The 13,778-nt window shown below is 66.3% G+C and carries 18 protein-coding genes and 1 pseudogene; 9 read left to right on the top strand and 10 right to left on the bottom strand.

Annotated features, from left to right (window positions below; translation table 11 throughout):
* Positions 1-50: 50 nt before the first annotated feature.
* Both QA600_RS07065 and QA600_RS07060 read right to left on the bottom strand, forming a co-directional pair.
* On the bottom strand, positions 51-527 hold the full coding sequence (locus tag QA600_RS07065; RefSeq protein ID WP_278291249.1) for a hypothetical protein: 477 nt from the start codon (positions 525-527) through the stop codon (positions 51-53).
* A gap of 89 nt (positions 528-616) precedes the next feature.
* Positions 617-952, bottom strand: coding sequence for an uS10/mL48 family ribosomal protein (locus QA600_RS07060; RefSeq protein WP_005553957.1), 336 nt, complete (start codon positions 950-952; stop codon positions 617-619).
* Between the two features lie 110 nt (positions 953-1,062).
* Here QA600_RS07060 and QA600_RS07055 point away from each other — a divergent pair, with 110 nt between their 5' ends.
* Together QA600_RS07055 and QA600_RS07050 are read left to right on the top strand one after the other, a co-directional pair.
* Positions 1,063-1,503 carry a bis(5'-nucleosyl)-tetraphosphatase gene (locus QA600_RS07055; RefSeq protein WP_005553958.1) on the top strand — a complete coding sequence of 147 codons (441 nt, stop codon included), beginning with the start codon at positions 1,063-1,065 and terminating at the stop codon, positions 1,501-1,503.
* A 132-nt stretch (positions 1,504-1,635) separates the two neighbouring features.
* The gene (locus tag QA600_RS07050; protein WP_278291248.1) at positions 1,636-2,694 is read left to right on the top strand and encodes a DUF5787 family protein; all 1,059 of its coding nucleotides are present in this window, start codon (positions 1,636-1,638) and stop codon (positions 2,692-2,694) included.
* Between the two features lie 61 nt (positions 2,695-2,755).
* Here the strand turns inward: QA600_RS07050 and QA600_RS07045 are convergent, their stop codons facing one another.
* Together QA600_RS07045 and QA600_RS07040 are read right to left on the bottom strand one after the other, a co-directional pair.
* A complete protein-coding gene (locus QA600_RS07045) occupies positions 2,756-3,256 on the bottom strand; it encodes a DUF5797 family protein (protein WP_278291247.1) in 501 nt (166 codons plus the stop codon).
* 54 nt (positions 3,257-3,310) lie between these two features.
* Positions 3,311-4,597, bottom strand: a complete 1,287-nt coding sequence (locus tag QA600_RS07040; protein WP_278291246.1) for an MFS transporter — start codon at positions 4,595-4,597, stop codon at positions 3,311-3,313.
* Positions 4,598-4,711: 114 nt separating this feature from the next.
* Between QA600_RS07040 and QA600_RS07035 the strand changes: the two genes are divergently transcribed.
* Positions 4,712-4,966 (top strand): hypothetical protein, encoded by a 255-nt coding sequence (locus QA600_RS07035; RefSeq protein ID WP_278291245.1) that lies wholly within the window; start codon positions 4,712-4,714, stop codon positions 4,964-4,966.
* Positions 4,967-5,015: 49 nt separating this feature from the next.
* The gene (locus QA600_RS07030; RefSeq protein WP_005553967.1) at positions 5,016-5,324 is read left to right on the top strand and encodes a transcription factor S; all 309 of its coding nucleotides are present in this window, start codon (positions 5,016-5,018) and stop codon (positions 5,322-5,324) included.
* A gap of 312 nt (positions 5,325-5,636) precedes the next feature.
* Here QA600_RS07030 and QA600_RS07025 read toward each other — a convergent pair whose 3' ends face one another.
* The 3 genes from QA600_RS07025 to QA600_RS07015 form a co-directional block, all read right to left on the bottom strand.
* The gene (locus QA600_RS07025) at positions 5,637-6,371 is read right to left on the bottom strand and encodes a methyltransferase domain-containing protein (RefSeq protein ID WP_278291244.1); all 735 of its coding nucleotides are present in this window, start codon (positions 6,369-6,371) and stop codon (positions 5,637-5,639) included.
* Between the two features lie 3 nt (positions 6,372-6,374).
* Entirely contained in the window at positions 6,375-6,764 is a 390-nt protein-coding gene (locus QA600_RS07020; RefSeq protein WP_049891426.1) for a nascent polypeptide-associated complex protein, read from the bottom strand.
* Between the two features lie 183 nt (positions 6,765-6,947).
* Positions 6,948-7,436 (bottom strand): PUA domain-containing protein, encoded by a 489-nt coding sequence (locus QA600_RS07015; protein WP_278291243.1) that lies wholly within the window; start codon positions 7,434-7,436, stop codon positions 6,948-6,950.
* A gap of 131 nt (positions 7,437-7,567) precedes the next feature.
* On the opposite strand from QA600_RS07015, the gene QA600_RS07010 reads away from it, so the two are divergent.
* A complete protein-coding gene (locus QA600_RS07010; protein WP_278291242.1) occupies positions 7,568-7,741 on the top strand; it encodes a hypothetical protein in 174 nt (57 codons plus the stop codon).
* Here QA600_RS07010 and QA600_RS07005 read toward each other — a convergent pair.
* Complete coding sequence (locus QA600_RS07005) at positions 7,738-8,235, bottom strand: NYN domain-containing protein (RefSeq protein WP_005553972.1); 498 nt, start codon at positions 8,233-8,235, stop codon at positions 7,738-7,740. The genes QA600_RS07010 and QA600_RS07005 overlap by 4 nt on opposite strands.
* Positions 8,236-8,335: 100 nt before the next feature.
* The gene (locus QA600_RS07000) at positions 8,336-9,160 is read right to left on the bottom strand and encodes a M48 family metalloprotease (RefSeq protein WP_278291241.1); all 825 of its coding nucleotides are present in this window, start codon (positions 9,158-9,160) and stop codon (positions 8,336-8,338) included.
* A gap of 336 nt (positions 9,161-9,496) precedes the next feature.
* Between QA600_RS07000 and dapA the strand changes: the two genes are divergently transcribed.
* The 4 genes from dapA (at position 9,497) to QA600_RS06980 (ending at position 13,272) form a co-directional block, all read left to right on the top strand.
* Entirely contained in the window at positions 9,497-10,420 is a 924-nt protein-coding gene (gene dapA, locus QA600_RS06995; RefSeq protein WP_278291240.1) for a 4-hydroxy-tetrahydrodipicolinate synthase, read from the top strand.
* On the top strand, positions 10,417-11,184 hold the full coding sequence (gene dapB / locus QA600_RS06990; RefSeq protein ID WP_278291239.1) for a 4-hydroxy-tetrahydrodipicolinate reductase: 768 nt from the start codon (positions 10,417-10,419) through the stop codon (positions 11,182-11,184). The genes dapA and dapB overlap by 4 nt, the downstream gene beginning before the upstream one ends.
* Positions 11,181-12,017: a 2,3,4,5-tetrahydropyridine-2,6-dicarboxylate N-succinyltransferase gene (locus tag QA600_RS06985; RefSeq protein WP_278291238.1), complete on the top strand. Its 837-nt coding sequence runs from the start codon at positions 11,181-11,183 to the stop codon at positions 12,015-12,017. Before dapB ends, QA600_RS06985 begins: the two co-directional genes overlap by 4 nt.
* Before the next feature lie 505 nt (positions 12,018-12,522).
* Entirely contained in the window at positions 12,523-13,272 is a 750-nt protein-coding gene (locus QA600_RS06980; protein ID WP_278291237.1) for an enoyl-CoA hydratase-related protein, read from the top strand.
* A 240-nt stretch (positions 13,273-13,512) separates the two neighbouring features.
* On the opposite strand, the pseudogene QA600_RS06975 reads toward QA600_RS06980, so the two are convergent.
* Positions 13,513-13,778: pseudogene (locus QA600_RS06975) on the bottom strand (phenylacetate-CoA oxygenase subunit PaaI); the annotation flags it as partial.

Here is a 13,778-nt window from a genome sequence, read left to right as displayed (position 1 = left end):
GGTCCCAAAGCAGTGGCGGGTTCGGCTCGTCGGTCCGCGAGACGGCGGCATCAGTCGCGGTCGGTCCCCGGCTCCGTGTTCGCCGCTCGGGCAACGGGGGCGTCCAGCTCGCGAAGCGCCCGCGTGACGACGTGGGCCTGGACGAGGTCGCGATCCGACGGCGGGTACTCGGTGTCGCCGGCGAGAACCCGTCGACTCTCCCGCCAGAACCGCTCCTCGACCGGCTGCTGATCCGGCTCCTCGCGCGTGCGGCCGGTGAACGCCTCGAAGTCCACCCGGAGATCGAACGAGGCGCGGGCAACGTTACAGCGGGGCAGCGGCGACATCCCCGTCTCGAGGACGAGCTTCCGGACCGTCTCCCAGTCGGACGCACAGAAGTGGATCGACACCTCGCCGACGACGTCCCGCCAGGCGACGGCCTCGCTGTACCGCAGCCGCTGGATGAGCCGCGGCGGCAGGTCGATCCGGCGGTGGATCTCGGGGTCGTCACAGAGACAGCAGGGTTTCTCGACCTTGCCCGTGTACATCGCTCGAGCGTTCGACCGAGCGGAGAAAAGCCCCTCGATCGCGGCGACGCCGTCCGGATCGGTCGTTCCGTTTTGAGACCCGGTTGGACTCAGTTTCCGCGGCCCGCGCCGTGGATCTGTTCGACCTCGGCTTCGATGTGGACCGAATCAGGAAAGTCGTGTTCGGCGATGTTTCGCGCGAGGTCGTCGTGGCCGTGGATCTCGAGTTCGCGCGTGAAGACGGTGTAGTTCCAGGAGTCGAACCGTCGGTCGTCGTCGCCGTGCAGGCGAGCGTGCTGGGGGACGGTCAGCTTCTCGGGCGGGTGGGAGTGGGGTCCCTTCAGCGCGGCGCCCTTGCGCTCGGCGGTGGATTTGATGTCGTCGACGATGCCGTCGAGTGCGGCTCGATCGCCGCTCTGAAGCGTGAGCCGGGTGACGAAGGTCATGCTGGTACTGTACAACTGTGAACGGTCGGCGCGTAAAAACCTGCTGAGATGCGGTGCCGGCGGATACACAGTCCGATATTCTCTTAACGTCCCGCACGTTACTCGAGGTAATGGCAGTCGAAGCTACGAGCGCAGGCGCGATCCTCTTCCGCGATACGCGGGGCCGGCGCGAGTATCTTCTACTCAAGAGCCGCCCGGGTGACTGGGAGTTTCCGAAGGGCGGTGTCGAGGGAGATGAAGAACTTCAGCAGACGGCGATCCGCGAAATAAAGGAAGAGGCAGGTATCGATCAGTTCCGACTACTCGACGGCTTCCGCGAGGACTACGACTACGTCTTCGAGGCCAACGGCAAGACGATTCACAAGACCGTTCACCTCTTCGTCGCGAAGTCCTTCGAGGCGAGCGCGGAGCTCTCGAACGAACACCGCGACCTCCAGTGGCGCGACTACGAGCAGGCGGTCAACACCGTCACGCAGGACGGGCCGCGAGAAATCCTGGAGGAGGCCCACGTCTATCTCGACGAGATCTTAGAAGAGGACGACGAGGAGTAAGGCGAGCGACGAGCGGACGCGCAGAACGGATCTGGCGTCGACAGCTCCAGCTGTGGCCTCAACTCGGAGTCCAATTCCAGAACCGGCGGCGGACCACAGCGCACTTGTCGCCGATCACCCTACGGACGGCCAGTGACGCGAACGCGAGCGACCGACAGCGAGTTCGCCTTCGAGCTGCGGAGCTGCCGCTGGGCCGAGCGGGAGTGGCCGCCGGCCGAGCCCCTCGCGGACGACCGTGCGGTCCTCGTCGCCCGCCAGCTCGGCACGAAGCGCCGACGCTGGGACACGATCGTCCTCGAGTGCGACCGCAAGGCTCTCGAGACCCGCGCGAACTTCGGCCCGAAGCGACTCGACGGCGACCTCCTGCACGTCGTCCGGAACGCGCCCACCGACTGGGCCTACTACCGCGACGCGCTCCCGGATCCGGGCTACCCCTGGCGGTACGTCCGCGAGGCGATCCACGAGGCCGACGACCGGGGGATCCTCGACGTGGGAAAACGGAGTAACCGCATCGAGATCCGCCGGAAGTGGGCCTATCCAGCGTGGATCGACCGGATTGTCGCCATCGAGAACAAACCCGACCTCGACGCGAGCGCCGCCCGAACCCTCGCGACCCAGCTCGAGTACGACGTCGCGCTGGGGCTCGCCGACGAGGTCTGGGTCGCCACCCGGAAGACGGGCGAGCGCGTCGAGCCCGTGCTGTTCGAGGGCCTCCCCGTCGAGGCGGGCGTGCTCGCGCTCGAGCCCGAGTCGCTGTCGGCCGAGATCGCGTGGTACCCCCGGTCGCTGTCGGTCGACCAGCCGGGAACCCGGATCCTCGAGCGACCCGACGGCGGCGAGCGGGACGGCTCGGCGGCCCGGTTCGAGTACGTCGCTCCGGAGCGGAAGGCCGAAAAGCGCCTCGCGATCGCGGAGCGGGCCTACGAGCGCGGCTGGCGCTCGTTCGTCGAGACGATGCGTCCCGACTGTCGGCACTTCGCGCTGCGCGGAACGGACGGAACGCAGCTCCGTCCTCACTGCGAGGCCAAGGGGCGCTGCCAGACGGCCGCGGAGTGTTCGGGCTCCTGTCCCGAGTTCGAACCGGAGCCCCCGGTCTGGCGAATCCGAGGGTGGCCGATCGAGGGCGGACCGGGAACGCGGCTCTCGACGCTGCTCGAGGAGCGGCGGCGCCGTCGGCGACCCGGACTGTAGCTCGCAACGACGGCTGAAACGTGGCAATCGAGGCGTTCGGCGAGCGCGAGGCGAGGGAGCTTCAGTCGGTCGTCGTGACCTCGAGTTCGTCGCGCTCGACGGCCAGCCGGAACGTCGGGACGGTGCGGTACTCGATCTCGACGACGCCCTTCCGGCGCAGGCTCTGGAGACCCGAGCGGACGTCCTCGGAGTCGGGATCGACGTCGTAGGCGTCCCGGAGCTTGTGTAACACCGAGACGACGCTCTCCGACTCCTCGTCGGGACCGGCGAGCACCTCGACGATTCGCGCCTGGAGTTCGGGCACCCGGATCTTGGAGGGGGTGCCGTCGTCGGGGTCGCTCTCGACGCCCGGTTCGACGTCGACGAGGTCTGCGGCCTCGCTCGTCGCCCGAATCAGGCTGTTGTCGTCGCGAAAGTAGTAGTCGCCGAGCTCGTTCTCGAGGTACTGGTGGACTTCGCTGCCGCTTTCCAGTCCCCACCGATCCTGCAGCTCCGAGTTCTTCGTCGGCTGTAGTTCCACCACGTCGGCCAACCGTTCCGTGGCCTCGTCCGAGAGCGTCATCGTCGGGAGATATGCGGATCCGGTACTTTTGCGTTGTGTCCCGACGCGGACGGGTCAATCCCCGAGTATCGGGACCGGAGCGGTCGTCTCGAGGGTTTCCTCGACCTGCGTGTAGACGAGGATCGCCCCCAGCGCTGCCAGCACGGTGCCGAAGGCGAAGGGGACCCAGAACCCGTAGCCGATCAGCGCGCCCGAGGAGAACGGGCCGATCGCGATCCCGAAGCCGAAGGCCATCGTCAGCACCGAGAGCTTCGACCCCGACTCGCCGTCGCCGGCGAGGTCGCCGGCCAGCGCCAGCGCGGGTGCGAACACCATCGCACCGGCGATCCCCTGGACGAGACGGGCAAGGAACATGGCCTCGGAGCTCGCGACCAGCCCCTGAGCCATCGTCGCGGGGACGAGGACGATCATCCCGGCGAGGATGAACGGCCGCCGACCGTACTGGTCACAGGCCCGGCCGATCGGTGTCTGCAGGAGGATCTGGGCAAGGATGAACGCCGCGAACTGGAGGCCGAACCAGGTCGACCCCTGGTCGAGGTGGTCGTTGACCTGTGGCTGGATCGTCGCGAACAGGGCGATCGCCGCCGCCATGAACAGCGAGACGACGCCCAGGGTGAAGATCGGATCGAGCAGGTTCTTTCCCGACGAATCGAAGACGTCGATCGAGAGATCCGCGCCCGCGGTCGCGCCCGTCGACTCGGGGTCCGTAATCAGGACCGTCACCAGCAGGTAGCTCAGCGTCGCCGTGATCGCGGCAACGTAGAAAGCGGCGTCGAAGCCGCTGATCGCCAGCCCGCCCGGAAGCGGGTAGGGGCCGGCGCTGACCACCGCACCGGCGGCGACGGGGCCCGCGCCGAAGCCGACCAGCCGGAACGTGTTGTAGACGCCCATGTTCCCGCCCCGATCGCCCGTCGTCGCGAGTTCGTTGACCAGTGCGACCGATGCGGGGATGATGAAGGCGACGCTGATCCCCTGGAGGCCGCGGATCACGAGCAGGGAGACGTAGGTCTCGGCGAAGACGTACGCCAGATTCGTCAGCGCGAGTCCGCCGAGACCGACCAGGATGAACGTCTTTCGCCGCCTCGTTCGGTCCGAGAGGCGCCCGGTGATCGGCTGGAAGGAGCTGTTGAGAAAGCCAAAGAGCGAGAGGATGACGCCGATGATCATCGCCTCGCTGAGGCCGAACGTCGGTCCGCCGACGACGTCGTCGGCGACGTACAGCGGGATCACGATGATCAGAAAGGAGTTACCGACCCCGTCCGCCATTCGGGCGAACGCCAGCGCGAGCACGCGCCTGTCGACGGCGAACTGCGCGAGAATCCAGTGAACGAGACGCCGCATCGCCTCGAACTGCGTAACCCACCCCGATTATCGTTTCGAATCGAAATGGCTGTCGGGCTGACAGTCAGATTTGGTTGCATCGCTCTACAAGACCCTGGCGCGCGTCTCCCTCGCATGGAGGAAGTCAAACTCAGTCGAATCGACGACGCGTTCGAGCGCCTCGAGTACCCGGTCGAGGCCGAGACGGCGGCGACCGAACTCGAGGGCGTCACCCTGCTGCTGGCCGACGGCGAACGCAACCTGGGCGAACTCGTCGGCCGGACCAACAGCGATCGGTTCGAGTCGGCCGACGATCTCGAGGCTGAACTGCACAACGTCCTGCCGCGGGAGGCCGTCGGCGAGCCGTACCAGTCGGAGGGAGAGGGCTAACACCCAAACGGGTCGTTTAAGTCGCTCCACCGACGTATGCCGGACAACGATGGAATTCTGCGACGAATGCGGTTCGATGATGAAAGCCGACGACGGCATCTGGGAGTGCGGGAGCTGCGGCTTCACGAAGCCGCAGGGCGACGCCGCCGAGTACACGCTGACCGACGACCAGGAGGCGTCCGAGGTCATCGAGTCCTCCGAGGAGACGTCGCTGCCCGAAACGGACGCGCACTGTCCCGAGTGTGGTCACGACCGCGCGTACTGGTACATGCAACAGATCCGCTCGGCCGACGAGTCCGAGACGCGGTTTTTCATCTGTAGCGAGTGCGAGTACAAGTGGCGCGAGGACGACAACTAACGAAATTTTACGCTGCAGTCTGTCGCGGCCGCGGTATCGCCGCGGCCGCGACGTCCCTCGGTAAAATTTCGATCAAAAGCACTCCTCCCTCCGTTCCGAACGCGTGGCGTTCTCAGCTCACGGCTTCGCCGTTCGCTTGATCGCGGCGCGTAGCGCCGCGCTCTCCACGTCAGTCGTCGGCCCGCTCGCTCACCCTCCGGGTTCGCTCGCGGTAAATGGCGGTAAACGGCCTGCCCTCCCCCGGGTCGCGGACTCCTCGCAGTGCTCGGCGTCCGCTCCCGGCCAGTTTCCCTCGAGAGTGGTAGACCAAAACTACTCGTTCCGGGCGAGCACCAGGTATCCCGTGTGACCGACCGGAGCCGTCGAGGGTCGGGACCCTCGATCGTCGAACTGCATCTCCCGCTGGATCGTCTCTCGGGTGCGCACGTTCGACAGCTCGGCCGCTCGAGCGGCCTCGACGACCTCACGGGTCGACTCGACGAACGGGCTGTACACCGCGAGAAACCCACCCTCGACGAGCAGTTCGGGGACGTCCTCGACGACGGCGGGCGCGTCGCCCGTATCGAGGGTGACGACGTCGAACGACGACGGGTCGAGGGCGTCGAGCTCCTCGGTCAGATCGCCGGTTCGGACGTCGACGGACTCAGCCACGCCGCCCAGTCGCATGTTCTTCCGGGCGACGTCGGCGAACTCGGGGTCGCGCTCGTAGGTGACGACCGACGCGCCCGCACGGGCCAGCAGCGCCGCGAGCACGCCCGTGCCGGTGCCGGCGTCGAGCACGCGATCGCCCCGTGCGACGCCGGTCTCGCCGATCACCAGCCCGATATCCCGTGGCACCATCGGCGCGCCAGTTCGGTCGAAGTGGTGGAAGAGATCCGGCCCCCGGAGCCGGCGTACCCTGAACTCGTCGCCGAGATGCGTCTCGAGGGTCTCGCCGGGCTCGACGTCCTCGGGAACCTCGAGCACACCGAGGTCGGTCCCCTTCTCCTCGCCGGGTTCGACGAGGTATTCGCGGTCGCCCCGAACCAGTAATACCGGGACAGTCACGCGTTACTCGAGGGCCTCGACCGCCGCGGCGAGGTCGCCGTCGTGCTCCTCGAGGGCCTCTCGGGCCTCGTCCTCGCTGACACCTGTGCGGGTGGCAACGATCTCGACGTCGGCGTCGGGGATCGCGCTCCCGGCGTCCTCGCTGGCTCCGGCGTCGGCGCCTTCTACGGCGCCGGCCGCCCCGGACTCGACCTCCTCGGGCGAGCCGATGACCTGGTAGGTCTCCTGGCCGCGGGCGTCCATCTTCGTGACCTCGGCGTCGTCGAAGACGAGGTCGTACTCCGAGGTCCGGATGATGACCTCCTCGGCGTCGACGTCCTCGACGTCGATTCCCATCTGTTCCATCATCTGTTCCATCTTGCGCGGGTTCATGCCGCCGCCTCCTCCAAACATACCCGAAACGTCGCCGTCAGCCGTCTTTTACTCTGCGGTCTCTTCCGACCGATACCGTTCCCGAAATCCGAACGGAGCGTACACAGCGCCCTCCGCGTCGATCGGTAGTCCGCTCGAGCAACCTCGAAGGAGTCTACGCGGCGGTGAGACGTAGGCGTCGGAGAACAGGGACGACGGTTGCCGTCAGTTCTCCGCGGGCACGCCCTCGCGAACGGAGACGGCCATCCCCGTCTCGAAGTCACCCATCGCCGCGCCGTCGAGTTCGGCCGTGCCGACCGCAAGCACCTCGTCACGCTCGTGAACGACGACCACCTCGTCGCCCGGACGGATCTCGGAACCGGCCTCGAGAACGAACTTCGCGAAGACGTTCTTCTCCTCGCGGACGAACGGCTCGCTCTCGTCGTCGACGACGACCCGGTAGGCCGGCCGCTCGAGAGCGGTGTCGAGCCGTCGCCCGCCCTCGATCCCCAGCGTGAATCTGCCGTCGATTCCGAACGAGACGAGGCGACCGTCCTCGCAGTAGATCTGCTGGGGTCGTCCCGAGGAGGTGCGTTTGACCGTCAGCGACTCCGTCCGCGGGAAGAGGCTCGCACCCGCGTCGGCGCCGAACTGGTAGTCGGCGATCGTCCGCAGCGCCGGCAGTCCCGCGTTTCCGTCGGCTGGATCGCTCATAGCCCGCGTTCGGTGCGGGCGGTCGAAAGCCCTTCGACCCGTCGGCGACGGCGTTCGTGATCCGCTGACAACCACCGTCACGCGACTGTCATCAGGACCATTATATAGGTCGGTCCCGATTCGACGAGCGAATGGATTTTACGCAGGTCGTTCTGGGACTGGTGGTGCTCGCGGTGAGCAGCCTCACGTTCGCCGGCCCGTCCGCGCTCGAGTCGCACGTCCTCGTCTACGCGCTTACGGGGTCGGCGCTGGTGATCGGCGCGGGTGCACTGTGCGTCGATCGTGCCCGCGACGTCCGCGTCTAGAGCAGGAACGTCTCGCGGCGCGAGTCGAGGTCCAGAAACGAGTCGGCCTCCGCGATGAGTTCCTCGGCGGTCGAGGACTCGAAGGCCATCACCTCGACGCGGACGCCCTCGTGGCGCAGGTGTGAGCAGAGCCGCGAGAAGTCGCCGTCGCCCGTACAGAGCACGAGCGTGTCGATGTGGTTCGCGAGCGTCACCGCGTCCAGGCTCATCCCGACGTCCCAGTCGGCCTTCTTCGAACCGTCGGCGAACGTCTTGATATCCTTGATCTTCGTCTCGAAGCCGATGTCGATCAGCGCCTCGAAGAAGCTCTCCTCCTCGGGCGAGTCCGCGCGGATGACGTAGGCGATGGCACGGGTGAGCTGGCGGTCCTGTACCGCCTTCTCGAGCAGCGAGGAGTAGTCGATATTTCGGCTGTGGAGGCTCTGTGCGGTGTGATAGAGGTTCTGCGCGTCGACGAGAACCGCGACGCGCTGCCCCGAATGGATCTCGGTCATGTCCTACCCGTGACGGCCGATCGTGAAAACCCTTCTCACAACGGGCGGCCCTCCGGCAATCCGTGGCTACCTGTCGCGGAAAAAACGTGCTGACGCCCGATCAGCTGCGCAGCTTCTCGATGCGCTTCTCGGTCGGCGGGTGGGTCGCGAACACGGTCGCGAGCAGTCCACGCTCGGAGTTGAAGATACAGAGCGCAGCCTGTCCCTCGTCGACGGTCGACTCGCGGTTCTCGGCGCCCTTCGAGATCTTCTCGAGGGCCCGAGCGAGCGGGTCGCCGCTACCGATGTACTGGCGAGCGTCGTCGTCGGCGACGTACTCGCGGTACCGCGAGATGGCCATCACGAGGATCGTGACGAGCATCTGGGCGAAGATCGAGAGGATCCAGCCGACGATGAAGCCGCCGGGGTTCTCCTCGCCGCCGAAGACGTAGACGAAGTAGACGGCGTAGCCGACCATCATCCCGATGGAGCTGCCGACGGTCATCATCAGCACGTCGCGGTTCTTGATGTGGGCCAGCTCGTGGGCGATGACGCCCTCGAGTTCGTCGCGGTCGAGCAGCCGGATGAGTTCCTCGCTGACGACGACGACGCCGTCGCCCTTTCGACCGGTCGCGAACGCGTTCGGGACGCCCATCTGCTGGACCATCAGCGTCGGCTTTTTGATCCCCATGTCACGGGAGAGCGACTCGGTCATGCGGTGGATATCGGCGTACTGTCCCTCCTCGGGCATCTCCTCGGCTTTCCTGGTCGCCATCCACTTGCCGAGCTTGTACTGGAGGAACGGGAACGTCACCAGCAACACTAGGACGATCGGCCAGCCACCTGTCCCCAGGAACGCGAGGCCGACGGCCCCGACGAACAGGTACAGCGCCGCCAGCATCGAGCCGACGACGAACATTCGTACTTTCAGTCCGAAGTCTGTCATACCCCGAGGTAAGGGGTCGCGATGTATAAATTTCGCGGGTTGATTCGACAGACGGCGTGGCGGAGTGCGTCTCATCTCGGCCCGTCCGCCTCGAGCTCCCGCAAGAATCGCAGGACAACGAAATCCATAAGTTCGTCCCGGTTGGCCTTCCGGGTATGCCACGCACCGCTCGCGCGATTGTCGGACCCAAGGTGAGCGGAGCGAGCGCGGCCCTCTTCTCGAAAAAACGCGTCTGAGAGTGCTCGTGGCGAGCGTGGCGACCTCGTCTCGGGCGCGCTCCGGTGTGCGGTTTCCCAGAATCGTTCGACGAACGCACGACCACCACACGACACAGACATGACATCCAACATCGACTTCAGCGGCGTCTTCCCGGCCATGTGTACGCCGTTCGACGAGGACGAGCAGATCGACTTCGAAACACTACAGACCGACGCCCAGCGGCTCGAGGAAGCGGGCGTCGACGGGCTCGTTCCCGTCGGCTCTACGGGGGAGTCGGCGACGCTGACCCACGACGAACATATCGAGGTCGTCGAGGCCGTTATCGACGCCGTCGACGACGTGCCCGTCATCGCGGGCTCGGGCTCGAACAACACCCGCGAGGCCCTCGAGCTCTCCGAGCGCTCGGCCGACGCCGGCGCCGACGGCCTCCTGCTGATCTCGCCGTACTACAACAAGCCCGAACAACAGGGCTTCGTCGACCACTACGAGACGATCGCCGACGCCGTCGACCTGCCCCAGATCGTCTACAACGTCCCCTCGCGGACGGGCCAGAACATCGAGCCCGACGCAGCCGTCGAGCTGGCGAGTCACGAGAACATCGCGGGCTACAAGGCCGCAAGCGGCGACCTGGGCCAGATCGGCGAGGTCGTCGAACGCACGCGCGACGATGACTTCGCAGTCCTCTCGGGCGACGACGCGCTCACCCTGCCCGTCCTGTCGGTCGGCGGCACCGGCACGATCAGCGTCTCGGCGAACATCGAGCCCGAGCGAACGTGTGCGATGGTCGGAGCCGCCCTCGAGGGCGACTACGAGCGCGCCCGCAAGCTCCACCACGAACTCGGCCCGCTGTTCCGGACGCTGTTTATCGAGACGAACCCGATCCCGGTCAAGGAGGCCATGGAGATCCGCGGCTACGGCCCCGCCCGCATGCGCTCGCCGATGACCCGCCTCACCGACGAGAACCGAGAACTGCTCGAGGACGTCCTCGCCGAACTCGAGGACGAGCCGACGGCGGTCGCCGACGCAGAGGCCAGTCCATGACGGTCGGGATCGGCGTCACCGGAGCGACGGGGCGGATGGGCCGCGAGGTCGTCGCCGCCGTCACCGATCACGAGGACTGCGAGGTCGCCTTCGCCGTCAACCGCGATCCCGACGGCGAGCGCGTCGACGGCGTCGACCTCGAGGCCGCGGCGCGGTTCGACGCGCTGCTCGCGGAACGCGAGCCCGACGTCGTCGTCGATTTCACCGGACCCGAGTCGGCAGCGGACTACGCCCGGGCCTGCGCCGAGACCGGCGTCGCCTTCGTCACGGGCACGACCGGGTTCGACGACGACCGGCTCGCGGCGCTCGAGGACGCCGGCGACGAGGTGCCCGTGCTCCACGCGCCGAACTTCGCCCGCGGGGTTCAGGCGCTAGTCAACGTCGTCGGCCAGGCAGTGCGGAACCTCCCGGGGTACGACGTCGAACTCGTCGAGACCCACCACAACGGGAAGCGCGACGCCCCCAGCGGCACCGCGAACAGACTACTCGACGAGATTGAGGCGAACGGCGAGTTCTCGGGGCGCACGCACGGCCGCGAGGGGGAAGCACCCCGCCAAGAGGGTGAAATCGGAGTTCACGCGCTCCGTGCTGGCAACGTCACGGGCGAACACGAGGTCGTCCTCGCGGGCAACGACGAGGAAGTTCGCCTGACTCACCGCGCCGAGGACCGCGGCGTGTTCGCCGCGGGCGCGGTCGACGCCGCGGTCTGGATCGCAGGACGGAAGGCGGGGAACTACGACTTTGCGGACGTGATCGACGAATGAGCACGCTCGAGAGCGAGATCGGCGAGCTGTGGGATCGCAAGCAAAACGACGAGGTCGACGCGGCGTCGGCCGGCGAGGACGAGTTCGCGACCCTGGAGGCCTTTCTCGAGGCGCTCGAGGACGGGGAGGTCCGCGCCGCCGAGAAAAACGGTGGCGAGTGGGAGGCAAACGAGTGGGTCAAACAGGGGATCCTGCTGAACTTCGGCCTGCGCGAGAACGAGGCCTACGACTACGGCGGCGTCGACCACTACGACGTCCTCCCGCTGCGCGAGACCGACGACCTCGGCGAGCGCGGGACCCGGAACACGCCCGACGGGACGACGATCCGACGGGGCGCCTACCTCGGTTCGGACTGCATCATGATGAGCCCGAGCTTCGTCAACGTCGGCGCCTACGTCGACGACGGCACCCTCGTCGACTCCTGTGACACGGTCGGCTCCTGTGCCCAGATCGGCGCGGACGTCAAGCTCGGCGCGAACACGCTGATCGGGGGCGTCTTAGAGCCCGTCGAGTCGGCGCCAGTCATCGTCGAGGACAACGTCTCGCTCGGTGCCGGCTGCCGAGTGACATCCGGGTTCGTCGTCGGCGAGAACAGCGTCGTCGGCGAGAACACGCTCCTGACGCCGCGCATTCCCGTCTACGACCTCGTCGAGGAGGAAGTCGTCTACGGCGAACTGCCCGCGAACCGCCGAGCATTCACGCGATTCGTCGAGTCCTCGGTCAGCGACCACGACCTCTTCGATGGCGGTGCCTACAAGCCCGCCGTCGTCGCCACCGACCTCGAGACCGAGACGCTCGAGGCAACCGAGCGCGAGGACGCGCTCCGAGAGTAACGCGGCAACCGCGTCTCTTCCGGACCGTTCTGTGACGGGTTTTCAAAGACAAACACCCGTTTCGGTCGCTCTCTCCAAACGTGCCAGATCTATATACATATAAATATCTAGCTGGTGGCTTGCGGGCGCCGATCAGGCAGCTCTGCAGTACAGCTTCAGCTACTGCAATACAGCCCTCTCAGACGTGACTCTGGCAGAGCTGGAGCTAAGTCGGAATCGATCGATCGTCCGCCTCTCCAACGCTGCTCGTCGAACACGCCTTCTTCCTGGTTGGCCGTATTCTTCGCCTTGAGCGCCTCTACCTGTCCGGTTCGTCAGCGTCGAATCGGTGCTTGAGATAGATATCCGAGCGAAGCCCAGACTGATACGATATCAGACACTATACCGGAGCCATATTTATTATGATATGATTGCGCTCCCTCAGTGCCGTAACGCGCTCTCGAAGGGAGACGGTCAACGAAGCGAACATGCGAATCGTTATACTACTCGACACTGTCGCGGGCGTATGCGCATCGATGACGAGAACGGAGTCCGAACGATCACCTTCGATCGGCCCGAACAGCTGAACGCGTTTACGGCGAGCGAAGCCAGGAAGCTGGCAGCGGCCATCGAGGAGGTCGACGAGGAGGAGTACGACGCGATAGTGCTCACCGGCGAGGGCGAGGCGTTCAGCGCCGGGGGCGACCTCGAGGCGATGGCCGAACGCGAGGAGACGCCCAAGGAGTCGTACGAGCGGACGACCGAGACGCTGGGACGGGTCGTCGAGACCGCGCTCACCTCGCCCGTGCCGATCGTCGCGAAGGTAAACGGCGACGCCGTCGGCGCCGGCCTGGCCGTCACTGCGGTCAGCGACTTCGCCTACGCCGCGGAATCGGCCGCGTTTAGCTGCGCGTTCGTCCGCGTCGGGCTCGTCCCCGACACCGGCGGAACCTTCCTGCTCCCGCAACTGATCGGACTTCGGGACGCCAAGCGACTGGCGCTGACTGCCGAGTTCGTCTCCGCCGAGGAGGCAGCGGAGCTGGGGCTCGTCAACGAGGCCGTCCCGGACGGGGAACTGGACGACGCGGTCGCCGACCTCCTCGAGACCCTGCGGAAGCGACCGACGGCGACCCTCGGGCTCACCAAGCGGGCGATGCACGAGAACATGGGCCGGTACTGGCAGGAGGCGCTGGACCACGAGCTGCTCACCCAATCGCTGGCGTACGGAACGCCCGAGCACGAGGACGGCGTTCGGGCGTTTCTGGAGCGACGCTGAACGGAGACGTGCGACGCCCGCTCGGGACGAGATCCAAGATACCCGGTTGAGGCCTCGCTACGGGATACTCTCGACTCAGCACCAATCTCGGGAGCTTTTCCGACGGGAAACCGTACCGGAATTTCAACAAGTTCTCAACCGCGGTACGCGCACAGCTATTTACACGAGTACGTCTGTATTTGAGTCTGCCGGCAGCTCGTCTTTTCGCCGGCGACCCGGACCAACCCACCTCGGAAACGGCTATTCTGGTTTCTCCATAATTTTGGTGGTGTCGCTGCGCCCGAGATCGCGGTAGGTGTAGGTGAGGTCGTCGTGAAGGTCGACCCACGCGTCGGTGTGGCCGCCGTCCCGGCCGCGCTCCTCGGGGAGCATCTCCTCGGTGATCTCGAAGGTGTCGTCGTCGACCTGCGCGCTGACCGGCAGTTCAAGTTCGAGGGACTCGAGGTAGGGTACCACGATCGAGAGCCACTCCTCGCCCAGTTCCTCGAGGCTCGCGTCCCGCAGTT

Origin of the sequence: Natronococcus sp. A-GB1 (assembly GCF_029688845.1) — an archaeon.
GTDB lineage: Archaea > Halobacteriota > Halobacteria > Halobacteriales > Natrialbaceae > Natronococcus.
This window is presented reverse-complemented; position numbering and strand designations above follow the sequence as displayed.